The sequence below is a fragment of the Candidatus Margulisiibacteriota bacterium genome, from assembly GCA_003242895.1.
In the GTDB taxonomy this organism is placed as follows: Bacteria; Margulisbacteria; Riflemargulisbacteria; order GWF2-39-127; family GWF2-39-127; genus GWF2-39-127.
This window is the reverse complement of record QKMY01000040.1, coordinates 1-20,265: the sequence shown is the minus strand read 5'-3', so window position 1 is coordinate 20,265 and position 20,265 is coordinate 1. Positions and strand designations below refer to the sequence as shown.

At 39.0% G+C, this 20,265-nt stretch carries 21 protein-coding genes; 16 read left to right on the top strand and 5 right to left on the bottom strand.

The genetic code is table 11. From position 1 onward, the window contains the following. Positions 1 to 190 precede the first annotated feature (190 nt). The 6 genes from DKM50_05735 to treY all read left to right on the top strand — a co-directional run bounded on the left by DKM50_05735 (position 191) and on the right by treY (position 9,492). Positions 191 to 667, top strand: coding sequence for a hypothetical protein (locus tag DKM50_05735; GenBank protein ID PZM80179.1), 477 nt, complete (start codon positions 191 to 193; stop codon positions 665 to 667). A 12-nt stretch (positions 668 to 679) separates the two neighbouring features. Continuing rightward, complete coding sequence (locus DKM50_05730; protein ID PZM80178.1) at positions 680 to 1,075, top strand: Neelaredoxin; 396 nt, start codon at positions 680 to 682, stop codon at positions 1,073 to 1,075. A 150-nt stretch (positions 1,076 to 1,225) separates the two neighbouring features. Next, entirely contained in the window at positions 1,226 to 2,227 is a 1,002-nt protein-coding gene (gene galT / locus DKM50_05725) for a galactose-1-phosphate uridylyltransferase (protein ID PZM80177.1), read from the top strand. A gap of 115 nt (positions 2,228 to 2,342) precedes the next feature. Next, complete coding sequence (gene treZ / locus DKM50_05720; GenBank protein ID PZM80176.1) at positions 2,343 to 4,178, top strand: malto-oligosyltrehalose trehalohydrolase; 1,836 nt, start codon at positions 2,343 to 2,345, stop codon at positions 4,176 to 4,178. An 11-nt stretch (positions 4,179 to 4,189) separates the two neighbouring features. Beyond that, positions 4,190 to 6,616, top strand: coding sequence for a glycoside hydrolase (locus DKM50_05715; protein ID PZM80175.1), 2,427 nt, complete (start codon positions 4,190 to 4,192; stop codon positions 6,614 to 6,616). Then, positions 6,616 to 9,492 (top strand): malto-oligosyltrehalose synthase, encoded by a 2,877-nt coding sequence (gene treY / locus DKM50_05710; GenBank protein PZM80174.1) that lies wholly within the window; start codon positions 6,616 to 6,618, stop codon positions 9,490 to 9,492. Before DKM50_05715 ends, treY begins: the two co-directional genes overlap by 1 nt. Here treY and DKM50_05705 read toward each other — a convergent pair. Continuing rightward, positions 9,475 to 10,347, bottom strand: a complete 873-nt coding sequence (locus tag DKM50_05705; protein PZM80173.1) for a hypothetical protein — start codon at positions 10,345 to 10,347, stop codon at positions 9,475 to 9,477. The two genes, treY and DKM50_05705, sit on opposite strands and share 18 nt — an antisense overlap. Positions 10,348 to 10,544: 197 nt before the next feature. Between DKM50_05705 and DKM50_05700 the strand changes: the two genes are divergently transcribed. Beyond that, entirely contained in the window at positions 10,545 to 10,748 is a 204-nt protein-coding gene (locus DKM50_05700) for a cold-shock protein (GenBank protein ID PZM80172.1), read from the top strand. Positions 10,749 to 10,868: 120 nt separating this feature from the next. Here the strand turns inward: DKM50_05700 and DKM50_05695 are convergent, their stop codons facing one another. The 3 genes from DKM50_05695 to DKM50_05685 form a co-directional block, all read right to left on the bottom strand. Continuing rightward, a complete protein-coding gene (locus DKM50_05695) occupies positions 10,869 to 11,699 on the bottom strand; it encodes an NAD(+) diphosphatase (protein PZM80171.1) in 831 nt (276 codons plus the stop codon). Positions 11,700 to 11,809: 110 nt separating this feature from the next. Continuing rightward, positions 11,810 to 12,424: a mobile mystery protein B gene (locus DKM50_05690; GenBank protein PZM80170.1), complete on the bottom strand. Its 615-nt coding sequence runs from the start codon at positions 12,422 to 12,424 to the stop codon at positions 11,810 to 11,812. Next, positions 12,418 to 12,867, bottom strand: coding sequence for a hypothetical protein (locus DKM50_05685; GenBank protein ID PZM80169.1), 450 nt, complete (start codon positions 12,865 to 12,867; stop codon positions 12,418 to 12,420). The genes DKM50_05690 and DKM50_05685 overlap by 7 nt, the downstream gene beginning before the upstream one ends. A 279-nt stretch (positions 12,868 to 13,146) precedes the next feature. Between DKM50_05685 and DKM50_05680 the strand changes: the two genes are divergently transcribed. Both DKM50_05680 and DKM50_05675 read left to right on the top strand, forming a co-directional pair. After that, the gene (locus DKM50_05680; protein ID PZM80168.1) at positions 13,147 to 13,392 is read left to right on the top strand and encodes a hypothetical protein; all 246 of its coding nucleotides are present in this window, start codon (positions 13,147 to 13,149) and stop codon (positions 13,390 to 13,392) included. Between the two features lie 14 nt (positions 13,393 to 13,406). Then, positions 13,407 to 13,688, top strand: a complete 282-nt coding sequence (locus tag DKM50_05675) for a hypothetical protein (GenBank protein PZM80167.1) — start codon at positions 13,407 to 13,409, stop codon at positions 13,686 to 13,688. A 716-nt stretch (positions 13,689 to 14,404) separates the two neighbouring features. On the opposite strand, the gene DKM50_05670 is transcribed toward DKM50_05675, so the two are convergent. After that, positions 14,405 to 14,707: a hypothetical protein gene (locus DKM50_05670; GenBank protein PZM80166.1), complete on the bottom strand. Its 303-nt coding sequence runs from the start codon at positions 14,705 to 14,707 to the stop codon at positions 14,405 to 14,407. A 337-nt stretch (positions 14,708 to 15,044) separates the two neighbouring features. On the opposite strand from DKM50_05670, the gene DKM50_05665 reads away from it, so the two are divergent. The 7 genes from DKM50_05665 (at position 15,045) to DKM50_05635 (ending at position 20,175) form a co-directional block, all read left to right on the top strand. Then, entirely contained in the window at positions 15,045 to 15,227 is a 183-nt protein-coding gene (locus DKM50_05665) for a hypothetical protein (protein PZM80165.1), read from the top strand. 3 nt (positions 15,228 to 15,230) lie between these two features. Beyond that, on the top strand, positions 15,231 to 15,626 hold the full coding sequence (locus DKM50_05660; protein PZM80164.1) for a putative toxin-antitoxin system toxin component, PIN family: 396 nt from the start codon (positions 15,231 to 15,233) through the stop codon (positions 15,624 to 15,626). 247 nt (positions 15,627 to 15,873) lie between these two features. Continuing rightward, positions 15,874 to 16,203 carry a hypothetical protein gene (locus DKM50_05655; protein PZM80163.1) on the top strand — a complete coding sequence of 110 codons (330 nt, stop codon included), beginning with the start codon at positions 15,874 to 15,876 and terminating at the stop codon, positions 16,201 to 16,203. A 1,244-nt stretch (positions 16,204 to 17,447) separates the two neighbouring features. Further along, positions 17,448 to 17,759, top strand: coding sequence for a nucleotidyltransferase (locus DKM50_05650; protein ID PZM80162.1), 312 nt, complete (start codon positions 17,448 to 17,450; stop codon positions 17,757 to 17,759). Beyond that, positions 17,749 to 18,087: a hypothetical protein gene (locus DKM50_05645; protein PZM80161.1), complete on the top strand. Its 339-nt coding sequence runs from the start codon at positions 17,749 to 17,751 to the stop codon at positions 18,085 to 18,087. Before DKM50_05650 ends, DKM50_05645 begins: the two co-directional genes overlap by 11 nt. A gap of 132 nt (positions 18,088 to 18,219) precedes the next feature. Continuing rightward, entirely contained in the window at positions 18,220 to 18,792 is a 573-nt protein-coding gene (locus DKM50_05640) for an HNH endonuclease (GenBank protein PZM80160.1), read from the top strand. Positions 18,793 to 19,350: 558 nt separating this feature from the next. Further along, on the top strand, positions 19,351 to 20,175 hold the full coding sequence (locus tag DKM50_05635; GenBank protein ID PZM80159.1) for a hypothetical protein: 825 nt from the start codon (positions 19,351 to 19,353) through the stop codon (positions 20,173 to 20,175). Positions 20,176 to 20,265 lie beyond the last annotated feature (90 nt).

Genomic DNA, 20,265 nt, shown 5'->3' with positions numbered 1-20,265 from the left:
AGCATTGTTGCTCTTCGAGCTCGTTATTTATCTAATGAATGGGATTATGTCGTCGATAATTACTTAAAAGTCGCTTAACCCACCGAAAGTATCTGCACCCATTCCAGCTTGATTTTTCGGGGGGGAAGGATTACATTAACCGCAATTTATTTGGGTTAACTATTAACCAAAATATAAAGGGGGGCTATACATGGGACAAAAAGGTACTGAAGTTGTTGATTTGGATGTACAGCATTTACTCTATGAATTAAATAGGGCATATGCAGATGAGTGGTTTGCCGTTTATTCATATTTGCATATGGCGCGAACGGTAAGCGGTAAAGGGTACGAAGATATGCAAGAACTGCTGGAGAAAATAGCAGAAGATGAGCAGGAACACGTTGGTGAACTGGCAGAAAGGATTGCACAGCTTGGAGGAACTCCGATTATAGATATCGCAAAACTCGGGGAATTTGCGACACGTCCTTATCCGCATCCTCCGGAAGTAACCTCGGATTATAATGCTATTGTAGGTGTTGTGAAAGGTGCAGAAAACGCAGCTATCGACCATTATAACAAGCTTGCAGCTATGACACTCGGAAAGGATCATGTAACATATCAGTTGATAGTTCATATTATGTCCGAAGAGGTTAACCATGAAGAAATGTTTGAAAATTTTTTGAAATAAAGGGGGCGAACTATGCCTGAACTGAATGAATTGTTGCAAACTGCTGACTGGAAATCAGAAAAGCATGTGCCTGTGATTGATGTGCCTGATATTCTTGTTAAGGGAGAGTTCACCAATGTTACCGCTTCCATCGGTAAAGCTGTGAGCCATCCTAATACAACTCAGCATCATATAGCCTGGATCTCTCTCTTTTTTTTGCCTGATGGAGAGAAATATCCTTACGAGTTGGGTAAGTTTAATTTTTCATCCCACGGATCATCGATCAATGGAGCGGATACAAGTACTGTATACACGCATCATGCAGGGACCCTGGCGTTTAAAACCGATAAGCCTGGTACTTTGATGGCGCAGTCTTATTGCAATATTCATGGATTGTGGCAAAATAGCAAATCCATAAAAGTAGAGTAGGTTTGTGCCGCTTGCCTCGATCTCCAGTTGTCAGCAAGGGTCGAGGTGAGCAGTTTTTTAGAGAATAAGAGATAGAACAATTCAATGCTATCCGTATTGCGCGGCAGAGGTTAATTGTGAAGACAAAAGCATAGGTATGGGAGCTTCCTTATGACATCTGACATGCGACAGAATCCAGCTACGAAAGAATGGGTAGTGATAACTGATTATTACCCGGAAAAACCAAGTGACTATGGTGAGGAGTTAAGCGAGGGCCTTCCCGACGCTCCGGAATACGATACCCAATGTCCCTTCTGTCCGGGTAATGAGATTTCCAATGAAGAGATATTTTCTATAAGGGAAGATGGGCGTTGGCTTATTCGAGCCGTTAATAATAAATATCCGAATTTGAGCCCGGCTCCTAAGGCCTGTGCATCAAAAAAAAGAACATCTGATGGGATTTTTGTGAGTATGTCCGGGTGTGGCCATCATGAAGTCATTATCGAGCATCCGGTACATAATAAAACAATAGGAACTATGACAGTCAAAGAGGTAGAGCGCATTCTCTCGGTTTATTTAAGGCGATATAATGCGCTGGCAAATGATCCCATTGCCCATTTGATCACCATTTTTCGTAATAATGGAAAGCCGGCGGGATCTTCACTTCGGCATCCTCATTCCCAGATCATATCAACCAAAGTAGTTCCATTATATATTCGCAGCCAGCTGTACGAGGCTGAGCATTATTTTGATGATGAAGGACTGTGTATTTACTGTGCCATGCTTGAAAATGAACTGCGTGTTAAAGAGCGCATTATTTTTGAAAATGCGGATTTTGTTGTTTTTGTGCCATTTGCGGCAGGGATTGCTTATGAAACGATGGTTATGCCACGAAGGCATAGCGCTTCTTTCGGTAACCTTCGTGAATCAGAGATCCGTTCATGCGCTGAAGCACTCCGGTTTGTAACTGCAAAGATGGTAAAGAATTTGAATAACCCTTCCTATAATTATCTGATCCGAACTGCCCCGGTCCCGTTATCTGTCGTTCCTTTCTATCATTGGTATATTAATATAATGCCTAAGACACACCCTTTGAATGGATTCGAATCTGGGACAGGAATACGGTTGTCCTCATTTTCTCCTGAGCAAGCTGCTGCCCGGTTGAGGTTCTAGTTTTTCTTTTTTTCCGGTGCACCTGGCTTATTTCCTCTGTAGCCCTATTTTCTTTTTATTGACTTCGATTCGATTCGAGTTACAATACCCTCCAAATTTGGGAAGAGGAGATGCTATGAAGATAGGTGCTCATTATCTGGGTGGCGGGCGATGCGAGTTTGTGGTATGGGGACCATTTATTCACGAAATATTTGTAGTGATCGTATCCCCTATGAAACGTATGATCCCGATGAATAAGGATACCAGAGGCTACTGGAGAATGGTTGTTGATGATATATATCCGGGCAGCCTCTATCTATATCAGATTGACCGGGGGGCTGAACGGCCCGATCCTGCTTCACATTTTCAGCCGAGGGGAGTTCATGGGCCGTCCCTTATTGTCGATCATCGATCTTTCCAGTGGGATGATAGCGGCTGGGGAGGAATCCCATTAGAACAGATGATTATCTATGAAGTCCATATCGGTACCTTCACACTGGAAGGTGACTTCGATGCAGCCATAGATAGACTTGATGATCTGGCCAGACTTGGCGTAAATGCGGTAGAGGTTATGCCGGTTGCCCAGTTTCCGGGTGAACGCAATTGGGGATATGATGGAACGTATCCTTTTGCAGTGCAGAATTCGTATGGCGGACCGGAAGGGTTCAAGAAATTTGTTAATGCCTGTCATAAAAAAGGTGTTTCGGTGATCCTGGATGTCGTTTATAACCATTTTGGGCCGGAAGGCAATTACACTGCCGATTTCGCCCCCTATATAACGAAAAAGTACAATACTCCCTGGGGTGGCGCTATTAATTATGATGATAGCCATAGTGATGAAGTTCGGAACTATTTTATTGAGAACGCGCTCTACTGGTTTTTGAATTATCATATTGATGCTATCCGTCTTGATGCGATACATTCTATCTTTGATATGAGCCCAAAGCCATTCCTTCAAGAACTGGTAGAACGGGTCAAAAGCCTTTCCAAAAAATGTGAACGAAAACTCTATTGTATCGCTGAGAATGATCTAGATGATGTCAAAGCCCTTGAGCCTGTGGCACAGGGGGGATACGGTATTGATGCGGTATGGTGTGATGATTATCACCATTGTGTCCATACGATGCTTACGCACGAACGGGGTGGGTATTATAAGGATTTTGGAAGGGCGGACCAGTTTGCGAAAGCCGTGAGGGAAGGGTATGTCTATTCCTGGGAATATTCCGAGTACAGGAAAAAGCATCATGGCAGCTCATCAAAAGATTTTCCCGGATCGAATTTAGTTGTTTTTTCACAGAACCATGATCAAATCGGCAACCGGATGCTTGGCGACCGGTTATCGGAACAGGTGTCGTTCGAAGCGCTCAAATTGGCTGCCGGAGCTGTGTTGTTATCTCCTTATATTCCCCTGATATTCATGGGAGAGGAATATGGGGAAGATGCGCCCTTTCTTTATTTTGTGAGCCATGCTGATCCTTTTTTGATCAATGCCGTACGAGAGGGGAGAAAACAAGAGTTTGCTTCTTTTAGCTGGAAAGGTGAACCTCCTGATCCTCAAGATGAAGGTACCTTTCTTCAATCAAAATTGAACTGGGAAACGCGAGACCAAGGTCGCCACAAACTATTGCTGGATTATTACCAGCAGCTTATTTCGCTACGGAAAAGTATTCCGGCATTGAGCTGTTTCGATAAGAAGGCTATTGAGGTCATAAATCTTAATGAAAATAATCTAATCTCCGTTAAAAGGTGGAAAGGGACGAGTGAAGTATATATCCTTATGAATTTTAATAACGAAGAAGTAAGGATAGTTGTCCGTTTGGATGGAGGGGGCTGGAATAAATTATTTGATTCGGCTGACGAACTATGGAACGGGGATGGTTCATTTATGCCTTTAGCGGTTGAAGGTGAGTTGCAACTGAATATGAAAGCCCATAGTCTGGTGATGTACGAAAAGGCAGAAGAGGGGAGCTAAGGAGGAATGTCGTGGAGCGTTATATCTGTATTCATGCGCACTTCTATCAGCCGCCAAGAGAAAATCCCTGGCTAGAGGAAATTGAAATCCAGGATTCTGCTTACCCGTATCATGACTGGAATGAAAGAGTGACGGCTCGATGTTATGCACCGAATATTGCCGCACGTATTCTTGACAATCAGGACCGGATTGTAAGTATCGTCAACAATTATGCTGATATCAGCTTCGATGTCGGACCTACTTTGTTTGCCTGGTTAGAGAAACAGGTCCCTGATATTTATCATAGCATTATCGACGCAGATAAGCTTAGCCGGGAGAAATTTTCCGGGCATGGCAATGCAATTGCTCACGTATACAATCATCTTGTCATGCCTCTTGCTAACAAAAGAGACAAACAGACGCAGATTGTATGGGGAATCCAGGATTTCGTTCATAGGTTCCAGCGTTTTCCTGAAGGTATGTGGTTAGCTGAAACTGCTGTTGATATCGAAACACTGGAGCTATTGGCGGATTCCGGTATAACTTTCACGATATTAGCTCCAAACCAGGCATGTTCAGTTAGAAAAATAGATGACGGTGACTGGAGCGATGTTTCTGGCAGTATGATAGATACAAGAATTCCTTATTTGTGCAGATTACCATCCGGGAAATGGATACATATATTTTTTTATAATGGCAGGATAGCGCAAGAAGTTGCTTTTGGCGGACTGTTAGATAACGGAGAAACACTAGCGAAAACTCTTCTCAGCACCTTGTCTGAACAACCGGGTTACCCTCAGCTCGCTCATATTGCTACTGACGGAGAGACTTATGGGCATTACCACCGATATGGAGAGATGGCATTAGCTTACTGCTATTATTATATTAAGAATAATAATTTGGCAACGATAACCAATTACGGAGAATTCCTGGAAAAGTGTCCGCCGGTCCGGGAAGTGCGAATTTATGAGAATTCTTCATGGAGTTGCGTGCATGGAGTCAATCGTTGGAAAGAAGATTGTGGATGCGGTTCCGGTTCCAATCCTGACTGGCATCAAAAATGGAGGGCCCCTTTTCGTGGAGCTATGGACTGGCTGCGAGATACCCTTGCAACTATCTATGAAGAGGAACTGGGGAGGTATACTGCTAATCCCTGGAAACTCAGGGACGATTACATTTCTGTTATACTCGATCGTGATCCTGGGTCTATCGAAATCTGGTTGTCAAATATTTCCGTGCATTCACCTTCACAGGAAATAAAAACAAAAATCCTGAGCCTGCTAGAAATGCAGCGTTATGCTTTAGCGATGTATACAAGCTGTGGCTGGTCCATGGATGAGATATCGTCGGCTGAGAGCGTTCAGGTCATGCTTTACGGGGCAAGGGCAATGCAGCTGTCAAGAGAGGTCCTAGGTGTTAACCTCGAAAGCGCGTATGCTAAAATTCTTATGTTAGCCCCCAGTAATGTATTGCTTTATGGCAATGGAGAGAAAATCTATGAGCTTCTGGTTAAACCGGAAATTATTGATCTTATGAGAGTCGGGGTGCACTATGCCCTTTCTTCAATGTTTGAAGATTATCATGAACTTGCCAAAATCTATTGTTATAACGTGAGACGCTATAGGTTTGAAAAGTATCTTTCCGGTCGGCAGAAGTTGGTAATAGGAGAGGTTTTAATAACTTCCAATATTGTCCTGGTAAGTAAAGTAATGTATTTCGCGGTCCTTCACATCGGAGACCAAAGCCTGGTAGGCAGTGTTCTTGAAACCAGGGAAAAAGATGATTTCGATACCATCTGCCATGAAGTTTTTATGGCATTTAACAGTAGTGATATCGTTGGAGTCTTAAACCTTATGGACAAATATTTTGGTAATCATGAATATTCATTGTGGCATGTATTTAAAGAAGAACAACGGGTTATTCTGAACTCGATTGTTCGCCATACGGTTACTGAGGTTGAATATTATTTTAAGCAGATGTATGAAACCTATTTCCCGGTAATAAACGAATTGAGCGAGACACATGTTACCCTTCCTCAAGTGTTTTCCAGTATTATTGAGTTTTCCCTGAATACAGAACTCCGGGATGGATTGATGGCGGAAGTTGTTAATATTGAAGATATTAAAAGTATGATTGCCCGGTTCGGGAAATGGAATGCTCATATTGATACCGCTATGCAGGTTTCAATTGTGAGCAATAAGCTTAATTCCCTTATGAAAAGCTTTGCGCGAGCTCCTGAAGATGTTGCTGCACTGGAAGTGCTCAAGGACAATTTTAAGGTCTTGGAAATAGTTCCCTTTGAAGTTAATCTCTGGCCTGCTCAGCATCTCTATTATACCCTTTCCAACAAGTATTTCGATATCATGAAAGAACGTGCGGCTTATGCAGATAGCTATTCGTCCAGGTGGTTGGAACACTTTATCTCGATTGGCAACATCCTGAAGGAAAGGGGCCTTTAATGCGTGTTCCGATATCTACCTACCGGCTTCAATTTAATCATTTGTTTGACTTCGATTGTGCAGAGAAAATTGTTCCTTATCTCAAAGCCCTTGGGATTTCCGATATCTATGCATCGCCGATTTTGAAAGCGAAGAAAGGGAGTATGCACGGATACGATGTTGTTGATTATCATGAGATTGATAGCAGGTTGGGCGGACTTGAGGGATTCGAACAACTAATAGAAACTATTAAAAAATATGATCTGGGTTGGATTCAGGATATTGTCCCTAATCATATGGCTTTTAACGAAGATAATCCAATACTTATGGATGTGCTGGAGTATGGCAGGGATTCTGCTTACTACGGTTACTTTGATATTATTGACGGCAGCTCTTATGCCGGGTCCAAAGGCAAGGTACTGGCTCCCTTTCTGGGGAAATTTTATGGGGTTTCATTAGAGGACGGTGAAATCAGGTTAGGCTATGATAAAGGCAGATTCAATATAAGCTATTACGACCTGCAATTCCCTCTTAGAATAGAAACATATGCTGCGGTGCTCAGCTATAATCTTACTGTGCTTGAATCCAGACTGGGAAAAGACCATCCTGACTTTATCAAGTATCTTGGGATCGTCTATATTCTGACTTCTGCTTCTTCAGACCTGGAAATTAGTACCAGGCATATGCAGATTGATCTCGCAAAAAAGATGCTCTGGGAATTCTATCAGGGCAACGAGGTTATCAAATCCTTTATTGATGAGACGATCACATTATTTAATGGCGTTAAAGGTGTTCCTTCGAGTTTTGATCTGCTTGATAAGCTGCATGCTGATCAGCTGTTCAGGCTTTCGTACTGGAAAGTCGCTGCTGAAGAGACTAATTACCGGAGGTTTTTTAATATAAATGAACTAATATCGTTGCGGGTGGAAGAGCCGGAAGTTTTTGATGCTGTGCATTCCTTGATTTTCAATCTGATAAAAAGGCAGCTTGTTACCGGCTTAAGGATTGATCATATTGATGGTCTTTTTGACCCGACGCACTATCTGAAGAGGATCAGGGAGTTTGCTCCTGATAGCTATATCGTAGTCGAGAAAATATTGGAATCAGGTGAAAATATTTCTCCCCTATGGGAGATTCAAGGAACAACCGGGTATGATTTTATGAATTTCGTTAATGGAATTTTTTGCTCTACTGAGAATTTAACGAAGTTCAAAAAAATATACTTTAATTTTTCTGAAACGCGGACAAGGTATGAAGATCTCTTGCGTGATAAGAAAAAACTTATTATTGAGCGGTATATGGCTGGTGATATCGACAATCTGTCACATCATTTGAAGAGGATTTCTTACCGGTACCGGTATGGGAATGATATTACCGTTAATGGTTTGAGAAGGACTCTGTCAGAAGTCATGGTCTTATTCCCGGTATATAGGACCTATATCACTCACGACAGTTTTTCAAGCCAGGATTGGCGTTATATCCACGAGACTATTGCCAAGGCTAAACAGCGGGTTCCTGATCTTCTCTACGAACTTAACTTTATTGAACGGTTCCTGCTGCTTATTTTTGACAACTATCTGACAGAAGAGGAAAGGAACCAGTGGATTGATTTCGTTATGAGATTCCAGCAATTTACCAGTCCGTTGATGGCAAAAGGGGTAGAAGATACCGTGCTGTATCTTTATAATATACTTATTTCTTTAAATGAAGTCGGTGGAGGCCCTGATGAGTTCGGAGTGACTCCAAGTGCTTTTCATAAGTTCAATCAACGTCGTCAGGAAAGTACGCCCGTTACCTTTAATGCTACAGCTACACATGATACGAAACGAGGTGAAGATGTGCGGGCGAGGGTGAATGTGCTCTCAGAGCTGCCGCAGGAATGGGATGATAACATTAAATTATGGCATACACTCAACGAAGATAAAAAAACCCGGATTGATGACTCGCTTTATCCTGACAATAATGATGAATATTTTTTATATCAGACGTTGATAGGGACCTTTCCATTCTTAGCGGAGCCAGGGATTCTTCATGCGGCAGAGCTTGAAACGGTTTCCTTGGCAGATGGCGAGACTTCCGAACGGTCCACCCAATTTTCCGACGAAGATTATGAGACATACAAAACGAGGATTAAGGCCTATATGCTCAAGGCAGTGCGAGAAGCGAAGCTTTATACCGAATGGCTTAACCCTAATCCCCGATTTGAAGAGGCCTGCATGGATTTTATTGAAGGCATTTTAATGGTCTCCGATGCAAACCAGTTTATTTTCCATTTTCTGATTTTTCAAAAGAAAATAGCATTTTTCGGTATTTTTAATTCGCTTTCACAATTGCTTATAAAGGTGACTAGTCCCGGAGTGCCTGATTTTTATCAGGGAACGGAGTTGTGGGAACTTAATCTCGTTGATCCGGATAACCGGCGACCGGTGGATTTTGCTTTAAGGCAAGAAATACTATACGAAATTGAGCAGAGAGATAAAACTGACCGTCTTGAATTTATTCAGGAGTTGCTGGGGTCTAAACATGACGGCAGGATTAAGATGTTCCTGATGTATAAGCTGCTGCATGCAAGAGAAGCTAACCGTGAATTATTTCTCGAAGGTAATTATGTTTCCCTTGAAACCGGCGGTTATGGTAAAGACCATATTCTTGCTTTTGCAAGAAATTACGGAGATGCGTGGGCAGTGGCTGTGATTCCGTTGTTTTTAACAGGGCTTGTTGCAGAAGGTCAGTATCCTTTTGGGTATGAGATATGGAAAGATACCAGTGTTTCGATTCCCGGCAACGTGAACTCATGGAGGAATAGCATTACCGGAGAAACTCTTTCTCCAGGACAAAAGCTTTTTATCGGAGATGTTTTCCGCTATTTTCCTTGTGCCTTATTGATTTCTACCTGAATCAGGGGATGTCAGTTTTTTTCGGAATACCGTGAGAATGAACTCCGCGCAGGTGGTAAGTTCGGAAACATGGCTTTTTACTTCATTTATTTTTAAGATGTCAGTGTTCCAATAGTAGGGAGTCATGGTCATGAGATCGCTTATATCTTCCGCGTTGTCGATGACCATCTCGTAGCTTAGCTTTACTCTGTTTATCACTTCTAAGTTTTCCGTGGTCAATTTGTTTTCTTCATTCAAATATGGGGATTCATATAATATTTTCTTAAGACCATAGAGATGATGGGCCCCTGGAGAAACAATAATCACTATGCCATTGTCCTTTAGCACTCTCTTGAACTCTACTTCTTTATACGGCGCAAAAATGCTATAGAGGCAGTTAACGCTTTTATTCATTATCGGCAATTCGAATACGCCTGCAACTGCAACTTCTATTCCTTGGTTTCTTTTGGCTGCTTGTTTTATGGCTTCTTTTGATATGTCTATTCCACAAAAGGTAATATTATTGTTGAGTTCAACGCTTCTATACAATTCATCGAGGTAATAGCCCTCGCCGCAACCAGCATCGAGTATAGTGTAATCAGCCGCTGTCCTGCTTTTTATATGCTCAATTATCAAGTTATTGATTGCCTGCGATAATTTTTTATAGTATCCTTTACTCAAAAAACGATGTCTCGAACTTATCATTTCTTTGCAATCGCCGGGAGCTTTGGTTTTTTTCTGGTTTGCCAGGAGTAAGTTGACATATCCTTCCTTGGCGATGTCATAGGTGTGGTTCTTTATACAGATATAGGCACTGTCTTTTTTTTGTAGTATGTTCCCGCATACGGGACATTTATATATCGCCAGATCCCTCATCTTACTTCTCCTCAGCCATTATTATGCGATAGCTGCTTCTTCATAGTATCTCATTTTTTAGCCTATTTCGATATGTTAATAATTTAAATCCAGGCCGTTATTTGTTAATTGGCAATAAAATATAATATTTGGGTATGACAAATTGGCGAAGTGATGTATAATGGTGTTAATATCAACACGAAAAGAGGAAAAGATTTATGGCAACTGGAACGGTAAAGTGGTTCAATGAAACGAAAGGGTTTGGGTTTATTACTCCAGATAATGGCGGTGCAGATTTATTTGTCCATCATTCAGGAATAAATGCAAATGGGTTTAAAACCTTAAGCGAAAACGCCAAAGTATCATTTGAAATCGGACAAGGCAACAAAGGTCCTTGTGCGACAAATGTAACTGTAGCATAAAAACAATTCATTAATCATCTAACAACAAAGAAAGACCATAAATTCGTTTATGGTCTTTTTGTTGATTAAGCATAATTATTAAAACGGTGCCAGTTGCCGGAATGATCGCTTGATTCTCCCTTAACTATCAGCAAATACTCGTATCATTTCTCCGCCGATAGCATCGGTATTTGGCATGCTTGGTAAGGTATCTTTTGCGAACCACTGGGCATCTGCGATTTCTTTGTTATCAATGGTTATTTCGGTGTTTCCGGTATATTCTGCAAAAAACCCTACCATTAAGGTACTTGAGAATGGCCAGGGCTGGCTTTTGTAGTACCTGATGTTTTTTACGTCAACGCCAACTTCTTCTTTTACTTCTCGTACTACCGCTTCTTCTAAGGTTTCTCCGATTTCAACGAAACCGGCGATGAGGCTATAAAATTGGAATCTGGGATTTGTTCCCCGAGCTAACAGAATTTCGTTATCTTTTATTATTGCCACAATTATTACCGGGGAAATTTTGGGGTAAACTGTGTTGAGGCATCGATTACATTCCAGTGCCCGTTCATCGGCTTTTTTTGCTAACAGATTTCCGCATTTTCCGCAGTAGGTGTTTTCCATATGCCAGGTATAAAGTTGATAGCCAATTGCTACTAGCCACCTTAAGGGTTTATCAAAATTATTTCTTACATAGAATATGTCGAAAAAGGAGTATTCTTCTTCGGGGAAAACCTGTCCGTTCCCACTAAATTGGAAATAGTTTTTGCCATTGAGTGTGCCAATAAACTTGGAATCGATATTTTTTGCTATGCTTGAAATATCCTTGAGGGTAGGGATAATAAAGGTGTCCTTATCTTTTTTAAGCAGGACTTTGTGGTTGCTATAGAGGAGGGTAAAGTCATCAGGTTGCGGTAATATATTTGTTTTGTGAGTTAAATCAAGCTGGTCTGGCAGTATCTCGTTAATCATGTTCTTTTCTCCATGGTTTCTTAATCTTTTTATATTGTAATTTTATCTCTACTTCTTAATATGGACAATATTCCAGTCTATAGGGCTAGTCAGTGCAGTAGGTCGATATTTTAGGTAAATTGAATAATGTCTTCTAGTAACTCTTGGTGAATGCTGACCAGATCAGCAAAATTGCCATGATCAGCGGATTGTAAGGAATGAATGTATCTTTTCCGAAAAACATTGTTGATATAAAGTTCCTGTTCTGGCCAGTAAACAATTCTATTTAGTTTCTGTTTAAGATAAATATTCGTAACCAGCCTTGCCCAACGACCGTTCCCATTTTCAAAAGGATGAATATATACCAGTTTGTGATGAATTCTTGAGGAAACCTCTATTGTATCCATATTGGACGATTCCCAGAATTCAAAGTCTTGTATAAGTTTAACGATTTCAATATCAATCTGGAATTTGTCGATACCAACTGATTTATTACTGATTCTTTTTTTGCCAGCCCAATCCCAGACTTGGGAAAACATAGTTTTATGAATCTTGAATAAATAAATCCTGTCCATGAATGATTTATTTGAGGGAGGTTTTAGTAGATACTTTGAAGTTGAAGAGGTAATGTTTAAGAATTCAGCCTCGTAAAGTTCTTTTATTGTATTTATATGTTTTAATTTAAGCCCTGAATAGTCGTCAATAGGAGTAGCGCCATAAGGTGAATTTCCTTTTAGTATTACCATAGACTACTCCGTCTATTATTGATTAAATCATTTTTTAAGTCTTCTTTACTGTGTTTGATTATTTTTTTATTTGGTTTTTGTAGCTCCATCGCGGCATTAGCTACAGATTGGTTAACTAGCTTTTCTGCTGTGTCATCGGCTAATTTATCAACTACTGCATCTATTTCTATTTTTGGTATAAATGAGATAATTAACTCACAATTAAGAGCATCCGCTACTTTGGTTAATGTTTCAATTGTTGGATTAGTCTCATTGCTTTCTAGTCGAGATACTATTATTTGCGTTGATTTTATTCGTTTAGCAAGTTGTTTCTGTGTCATGCCAAACGCTTCACGAATAGATTTAATCTGACTGCTGCAAGAGCCAAGGCCTTTAATCCAACCTGGGATATGCTTTACTGATTTGAATCTTTCGCTTATTTGTAGTAGTTTTAGTTTTTCCATTCTTATATTGTATACCTTTTAGGATATATTTCAATTAATATTTTATATCTTATAAGGTATATTATAGTTGAGCAATTGACTTTTATCATGCAAAAATAATTTTCCAAATGATAAACGTCAACTATAATTCCTGCCCGGTATTTCTAATTGTCGCTCATCATTAGAAAACGGTAGTGGCCAATCTTTCCTGACGGACGAAGCCTGAAATCATAAATTTTTGCGCCTCTTTTAACGCACTTATGGCTTTGCTGATTATAAGAATTGGTGTATAATTGATGTATGAAATACACATTTAGTACTCATTTTTTAGAAAGACTAGAAGAGCGTAATATCAGCATAGAGGATGTTGCGGCTCTTGTGTATGGAGAAGTGGACACGATTATTGTACCAAGTAAGACTGATGAAGAAATAGATCTGAGACTCGGGTTTGTACGAGGAAAAGGACTTGCGGTCATAGTGAATCGAGTAACTGGTGTATTGGTTACGGTAAGAAGGATGAGAACAAATGAAGAGAGATTATTCTAGAGGGGTGGGATAACATGCTAGAACATGATAAAAAACTAGATCACAATGAACAGCTTAGCAAACAAGCTGATTACTATGAAACCGTCGACAGTGAAGAAGTTTTTGATTTCGGCAAAGCAATTAAGAAAAAAGGCGAAGTAAAAAGAGTTAATATGGTGATCCCCTTTGATATGTACCTGGAAGCGATGAAGATAGGGGAGGTCAGTGGTACGGGCTATCAGAATACGCTTAAGATGGCGATGGCCATAGGCTTAAAACAGCTCCATGAATCAGTGACGGAAGAGAAAGAAAAGTAGAGGCTACTGTTTGCTCATATAGGAGTCAAGTAAAGCGCAAAAATACCTGAGGGACTCCTGTACCTGAATAGAACCACGAATAATTCCAGCTATCAATGTCCATCTAATGTTAAAGCACGGAAGATCGTGAGAAGCCGGTGAGCGTCGCGAATGGGTGGAGGCGGAGTCGCTTCTCATGTCTTCAGTGCGGCGTTGAACAGAGGCGCGCAAGAAAGCTGTTTAGTTGCTATGGGAATTCAATCGGTTTTGTGGCAGTGAATTGAAGACTGTAACGATAAGAATAGCGAGAAGATCAAGAAAAACAGGAGAATTTAAAGAGTAGTCAAGCGTGTGGATCAAGCAATGCTGTCTCAAATGTAGATTCCGCTGAAAGCGACCGATGATTCCGGTGATTCCGACCGGTCCTGTATATTAAATACAACTAATGGATCAGTTTAGTCAATGATGTGGTCGGATTCGAGCGGATTTTACAATGTAACCGAGGCCACTGATGTCTGTGGAGCAATATGCTATGCTTTTTCTAGCATATCATGGAGCCGAAACAGCTGTGAGTCGAGGCAAGACGCCCGAAGGGTTTAGCCGTTAGTCCGTCGCAGCGTAAGTACGCCAATTAAAGGACTAAATAAATAATTATTACCTGCGCAGGCAAACTTGTTGATTGTGGTCTGCTTGTTAACTGCAGCCGCAGGACGCGGCGGATAGTAACAAAAAATATACTAAAAATTGATCACAACTTGCTTTATATTGATGCCAAATAATATGTAAATAATTGTACCTATCCAGTAGACCAATTGAGTGCTTTTTGTGATCCAGTTATCATCCTTTATTCCTAAATAGAATAGTAGGTGTTTAGGTAAGTTTAAAATAAATTCAATCCAAAATATTGGGTTTATTGTTTCAATTGCTCTGGACCAATAGACTCCAAGTGCTTCATTGAAATTTCTGACTATATGATTCGCAAAGTCTTGTCGATTATTTGGAAAATTGGCGTAAACTGATACTTTTCCTGAACTAATCATACCCCAGCCGGTTCTACGTGAGTTATAACTCCGTCAGGAATATTAGCTTCTTTCAATAACTTTATTACTGAGGCTTTTTTTCTTTGCAGATCATGAGAGAAACGATATGCCGACACATTAGGCGTAAAAGTCAGAGATACAATGCGCAATATAGCCAAATTGCTTACTATGTATGGGTAGAGAAGTATGGATTAGTCGGTGGTCTACTCTACACGCACCTCAAGCGCAAACCTTGTTACGAAAATCAAAAAATTATATGTTTTATATAAATCGATGGTCGTGTATAATCTTAGGTATGAATTATATATATAGAGTTAAAGTTAATGAAGATGGGACTATGGATATTCCTGATGAACTTAAGCAAATGAAGGGCACTTCGTTTGATATGGTTTTGCATCCTGTGAATATCAATAAACAGGTTATGGATCTTGAATCTATAGCTAATAGTATTCCAACTCCTACTTTTGATGAAGCTGAAATTGATAACATTATTAACGAAGTCAGAAAATCAAAAGGCTAATAAATGCGTATTGTCTTGGACAACAACGTAATTGTTTCTGCTTTTATTTTCAAAGGCCAGTCGTTAAATTTCCTAAAAAAAAATGTTTCTAATAACGACATTACTATAATAACATGCCGTGAAATCATTGATGAACTTGTTCGTATCTTAAGCTATCCTAAATTCAATTTGTCACCCCAAAATATTAAAGATATTCTGCATTGGTACATTAATAATACTCTTCTTGTCTATATTGATGAGTATATCGAAGTTGTTGCTGCTGATCCCTCGGATAATATTTTTATATCCTGTGCAGTTGAAGGCAACGCAAGTTATATTATTTCCGGCGACAAGCACTTGCTCAATCTCCAGAAGTTCCGCAATGTCATTATCACTAGTCAGAACAAGTTCTTCCCGTGATCTCAGCTTTGCTGCTAGCCACGGACACAATAATTCCACACGCAATATTTTCACACGGTGTAATTATTGTTAATAATAATCAGATGAAAATCTCATTCTTACGTTAGATTCGTCGAACCCAAACATAGGGTATGAAAAGGAAGCGTATGGAGCCTAATGGATGAAAGGGCCATGAGACCAATTAGTCATTCGGGTTGGAAGTGACTTTGGGGTGCAAGGAGGTAACGAGATGCATTAAGTACCTTTTATCAGAGTAGAAAACCTATCAAGAAAATACCGGGGGAAATTTCTTTGTAAACTTAAAAGTATGAAGAAGTCAGGAAAGATAAAAATACCCGGGGAGTTAAAGTTTCAGAGCATGCTGGATGATTTATATTCCAAGGAATGGGTCGTATATAGTAAGGCGACATTTAAGAGCGCGGAGTATGTGATTGATTATCTTGGGAGATATACGCATCGAATAGCCATTAGTAATCATCGGTTGATATCGATTCGAGACGGTGTAGTTAGCTTCAGGTACAAGGATTATAGGGATGGCAATAAGCAGCAGATCATGTCGCTGGAAGTGATGGCGTGAGTTATTGGTGCGGCTTAGTGGATTTGAAGTCAGTCGTTGCCGGAAATGTGGGGGCGAATTATTTACCGTGCGTCAAATAGCAGAAAGATTAAGACCAGGAGGGCCATCGCTGATGTATGTTTGGTGGAAAGATATGATTACGGAAAAAACTGACGAAAAAGTCGGAATAGGGATCGTGCTAACAAAAAAGCGTTGTTTGAAGGTTTTTCGGAGTAAACAAAGCTAAAAACTTCAAATAAATAGTAAGGCAATTAAGCTTGGAAGAAATTCTGAGGTAAATATGAGAACATTGTTAAAAAGCAGAGTGATTTTTGAATTTTAAAAGTTAGTAAATTAAGTTTTTATTAAATATCCGTATGATTGAAATCCCATAGCAAAAAATCAGCTGCAATTACTTAGTTCAACAGAGCGTATACGATAATCGGTCGGGATATCTTCCTGTGTCTATTAAGTAAAATCGTCGACCTTTTTATCGTATGACGCTTATAGTGTTATGTGACAGAACCCGATGATGTCGGCGGAGCAATATGCTATGCTTCTTTTTAGCATATTGACGGAAACGAAACAGCATCGAGATGAGGCAAGGCGCACGAAGTGTATTGTCGTAAGACCGCCACAGAGTTGTTGACGGTGAGGATAGGGAGTAACTGCAATAGAAGTCTTTTTCGCCGACATTAGAGATAATGCAGGACGCATTATCGCTCTCGCTCTAATAGGAAATATACAGTTTTTCTATAAAGTATTGTATACTTAGCAAAAGATGGAATCAATATTAAGGAATTTTAGTTAGTATCCATGATAATATTGTGATATTCTGTTCTTATTTATTAAATTATGGGTTGCTTTATATTAATATGTTAGGTGGGAAAAAATGAAGAAGCAGATAGGCATAGTGATAGTGGCCGTTTCACAAAAAAAGCTGAGGAATAAAATACGGAATTACTGTGCTGGACGGCTTAAGAAAATTACAGGTAACGAGATAGCACTGAAGAATTCAAGAAGCTGGCCGACATGAAAATAATGAGCTGACTTCTCTAAAAGATTATGACTATTAATAAAGCATGGTTAGTATAGCAGTAAAATGTTAGAGGGCTAAGCGGCAGGTGAGCTTAGTCGTTATGTGGAGAACCCCAGACCACCTTCATATTTTTCGAAAAGATTAAGATATGATTCACTAAGGCGGAACATACTGCTGAGTTTATTACAAATAAAATATAGTGAAATTTTCAATCTTCAGGTAAAATATGATTATTATGATAGATTTAGAACAGTATAAACCAAATATTAATAAAACGTGTAATGCCTTGCCTATAAAAAGGTTATCTTTGTTTGGTTCTATTCTCAATGATAACTTTTCAGATCAAAGTGATATTGACGTTTTGGTATCAATTGATGATAGAGAAGACTTAGATAGATTTGAGATATATTTTCAACTCAAAGAAAATCTTGAAAATATTTTTGAACGTACGGTAGATCTTGTTATAGAAAAAAAGTTTAATAACCCCTTATTCCAGAAATCTGTAAGTGCTACTAAGGTAACCATATATGAACGATAGAATAAGGAAGAGTTTTCTTGATATCATTTCAGCTTCTGAAGAAATTAATGACTTTGTTAAAGATAAAACCTTTAGTGAATTTGAACAAAGTAGGTTATTACAAAAGGCGCTGGAACGAGAGTTTGAGATCGTGGGTGAAGCTTTATATAGAATAAAGAGAATTGATGAGGAAATTCTAGCGTCTGTAAGCGAGTATCAGCGAATCATTGGTTTTAGAAATATATTGGCTCATGGATATGACATAATAGATGAACGATTAGTTTGGGACGCAGTGACAAAACACTTGCCTGTTTTAATAAAAGAAATTAATCATATATTAACCACATAACAAAACGGTGCACCTTATGATTTTGTTTACGCCTTCTCAAGAAGATTTTGACGAATCCCAAAACTATTGGGCATCATGGAAAAATAATATAATAAAAGCGGCAGGTGAGCTTGGTCAATTAGGTGCATAAAAATGATCAAAGGCCGTCAGGCTATCATTAGAACTGTTTGTAATCTCTTAGACAATACGCAGCTTGAAGAGGCTGGAAGGCTCATTGATGCTGATTACCCATTTATACCTATTACCAAGACTAGTCGGCAATATACACCACGACAAATGACAGATATATTTGTGCGTGACGGTTTCATTGATCGCTATCGTGGCACAAAACTGGTTTATCCTCCAGCACTTCGATTAATCTCACATTACTTACCAAAAACCTTTCCGTATCATAAGAATGGTAAAATGGATATGGGGCATATTGCTTTTTGGGAACTATTTCCTACTATAGACCACGTTATCCCAATATCGCGAGGCGGAGAAGATACAAGAAACAATTGGGTATGCTGCTCTATGATTACTAATAGCATGAAATCCAATTGGCTTTTGGAAGAACTTGGCTGGGAATTGAATGATCCAGGCAAATTATCAGATTGGGATGGTATGTTTTCATGGTTTAAGGCACACGTAACTAAGAATCCAAGTTTATTAACAATGAGTTACATCAAAACTTGGTACAATGCAGCTAAGGTTAATAACACCTAACAAAACGCTGCACCAGACCGCTTTGTGTTGAGCTATCTAGATAGTGAATGCCTTTAATAAGGCAAGGGTTTGTTTAGAAGCAAAATATTGGAGACAAGCGGCAGGTGAGCTTAGTCGTTATACGGAAAAAATGAAGATGGGTATCGTGATAGTGTTCGATTCACTAGAAGGTTAAAGAAATAAAATATAGATCTTGTTCCGTTCCTATCCTGAAACAAACTCTCTTTATTATAGAAACCGGGATAAAGATAGAAAAGTGTCAACTATGGCACTGACGAGAAAGTAGCTGCAATGAGGAAAAGAAAACATAAGAAAACTTCGTATAATAATAACTTATGTAACATTATGCCACCTCTGTTTTTGATCGGACCAACTCCTAGCCTCAAGACCGCATCATTCGCGCACAAAAGAAGAGTCGGCTGACGTCCTGTCATCTGACAAAAGATTGCTATTGATAGTATTTTGTAGAATAATAGTGTTATATTCAGATAAAGACAATAAAATAATTGAACACTATTCAAAATAATAAACCATGGTCTTTTAAAGGAGCTATATAAAATGGATTTTTTTGAAAAATTATTTCCATACAAATCAATTATTCATATTGATGGGAATACCTTAACTGTTTATTGGGTAATTGCTACAATAATCATCTGTGTCGTTGGTTTGTACCCTATTCTAAAAACTATTAGATTAATTCGAAAAGATTTAAAAGATTCTATTAACAATTTGCCAGATAACACCATCGACAAAAGCCCGATGCTCAATAAAATTTGGATGGACTATAAAGATACTTTTATTAAATTGTCTGAAAATCAGAAAACTGATGAATACGCTTATGATTATTTTAATGAAAAAAATCTTTTAGAGAGTCAAACAAATCTTAAATTAATATCATCAATCCCGAGCTTACTTGTAGGATTTGGGGTTTTAGGAACGTTTGTCGGTTTAACTTATGGTATTTCGAATTTCAGTACAACTTCAACTGAACAAATAAAAAATAGTATAGAATTATTATTATCTGGCATGGGAACAGCGTTCGTATCCTCTATTTGGGGAATGGGACTATCACTTTTATTTACATATGTTGAAAAATACCAAATTGGATTATTACATAATTTACTATATGAATTCTGCTATAAACTCGATAAACAGTATAAAATTTCAAAGGAAGACGAAAGAATTATTGAACTAGGAAAACAAGAAAAACTGCTTTCAGATTATTTTGTATTTACAGATGAAAACAATAACAAGGTAATACCTGCCAATTTCTTTAGAGATATTTACGATGAATCTATCAAACAGTCAAAAGCGATGCAATCCTTTTCAACTGATCTTGCGATAAAAATAGAGTCTGGATTTGAAGCTATTGTAATATCCTAAAATAAAGCAACTAAAACGTCCTGCATTTTCTCAAGATAACCCAACCTGAAAAGATACTTTCCATAATTAAAACAACCTAATGGATAATTA

Coding starts and splice junctions, on each gene's coding strand:
- DKM50_05735 (PZM80179.1), top strand. CDS start 191: ATGGGACAAAAAGGTACTGAAGTTGTTGATTTGGATGTACAGCATTTA.
- DKM50_05730 (PZM80178.1), top strand. CDS start 680: ATGCCTGAACTGAATGAATTGTTGCAAACTGCTGACTGGAAATCAGAA.
- galT (PZM80177.1), top strand. CDS start 1,226: ATGACATCTGACATGCGACAGAATCCAGCTACGAAAGAATGGGTAGTG.
- treZ (PZM80176.1), top strand. CDS start 2,343: ATGAAGATAGGTGCTCATTATCTGGGTGGCGGGCGATGCGAGTTTGTG.
- treY (PZM80174.1), top strand. CDS start 6,616: ATGCGTGTTCCGATATCTACCTACCGGCTTCAATTTAATCATTTGTTT.
- DKM50_05705 (PZM80173.1), bottom strand. CDS start 10,347: ATGAGGGATCTGGCGATATATAAATGTCCCGTATGCGGGAACATACTA.
- DKM50_05700 (PZM80172.1), top strand. CDS start 10,545: ATGGCAACTGGAACGGTAAAGTGGTTCAATGAAACGAAAGGGTTTGGG.
- DKM50_05695 (PZM80171.1), bottom strand. CDS start 11,699: ATGATTAACGAGATACTGCCAGACCAGCTTGATTTAACTCACAAAACA.
- DKM50_05690 (PZM80170.1), bottom strand. CDS start 12,424: ATGGTAATACTAAAAGGAAATTCACCTTATGGCGCTACTCCTATTGAC.
- DKM50_05685 (PZM80169.1), bottom strand. CDS start 12,867: ATGGAAAAACTAAAACTACTACAAATAAGCGAAAGATTCAAATCAGTA.
- DKM50_05680 (PZM80168.1), top strand. CDS start 13,147: ATGAAATACACATTTAGTACTCATTTTTTAGAAAGACTAGAAGAGCGT.
- DKM50_05675 (PZM80167.1), top strand. CDS start 13,407: ATGCTAGAACATGATAAAAAACTAGATCACAATGAACAGCTTAGCAAA.
- DKM50_05670 (PZM80166.1), bottom strand. CDS start 14,707: ATGATTAGTTCAGGAAAAGTATCAGTTTACGCCAATTTTCCAAATAAT.
- DKM50_05665 (PZM80165.1), top strand. CDS start 15,045: ATGGATATTCCTGATGAACTTAAGCAAATGAAGGGCACTTCGTTTGAT.
- DKM50_05660 (PZM80164.1), top strand. CDS start 15,231: ATGCGTATTGTCTTGGACAACAACGTAATTGTTTCTGCTTTTATTTTC.
- DKM50_05650 (PZM80162.1), top strand. CDS start 17,448: ATGATTATTATGATAGATTTAGAACAGTATAAACCAAATATTAATAAA.
- DKM50_05645 (PZM80161.1), top strand. CDS start 17,749: ATGAACGATAGAATAAGGAAGAGTTTTCTTGATATCATTTCAGCTTCT.
- DKM50_05640 (PZM80160.1), top strand. CDS start 18,220: ATGATCAAAGGCCGTCAGGCTATCATTAGAACTGTTTGTAATCTCTTA.
- DKM50_05635 (PZM80159.1), top strand. CDS start 19,351: ATGGATTTTTTTGAAAAATTATTTCCATACAAATCAATTATTCATATT.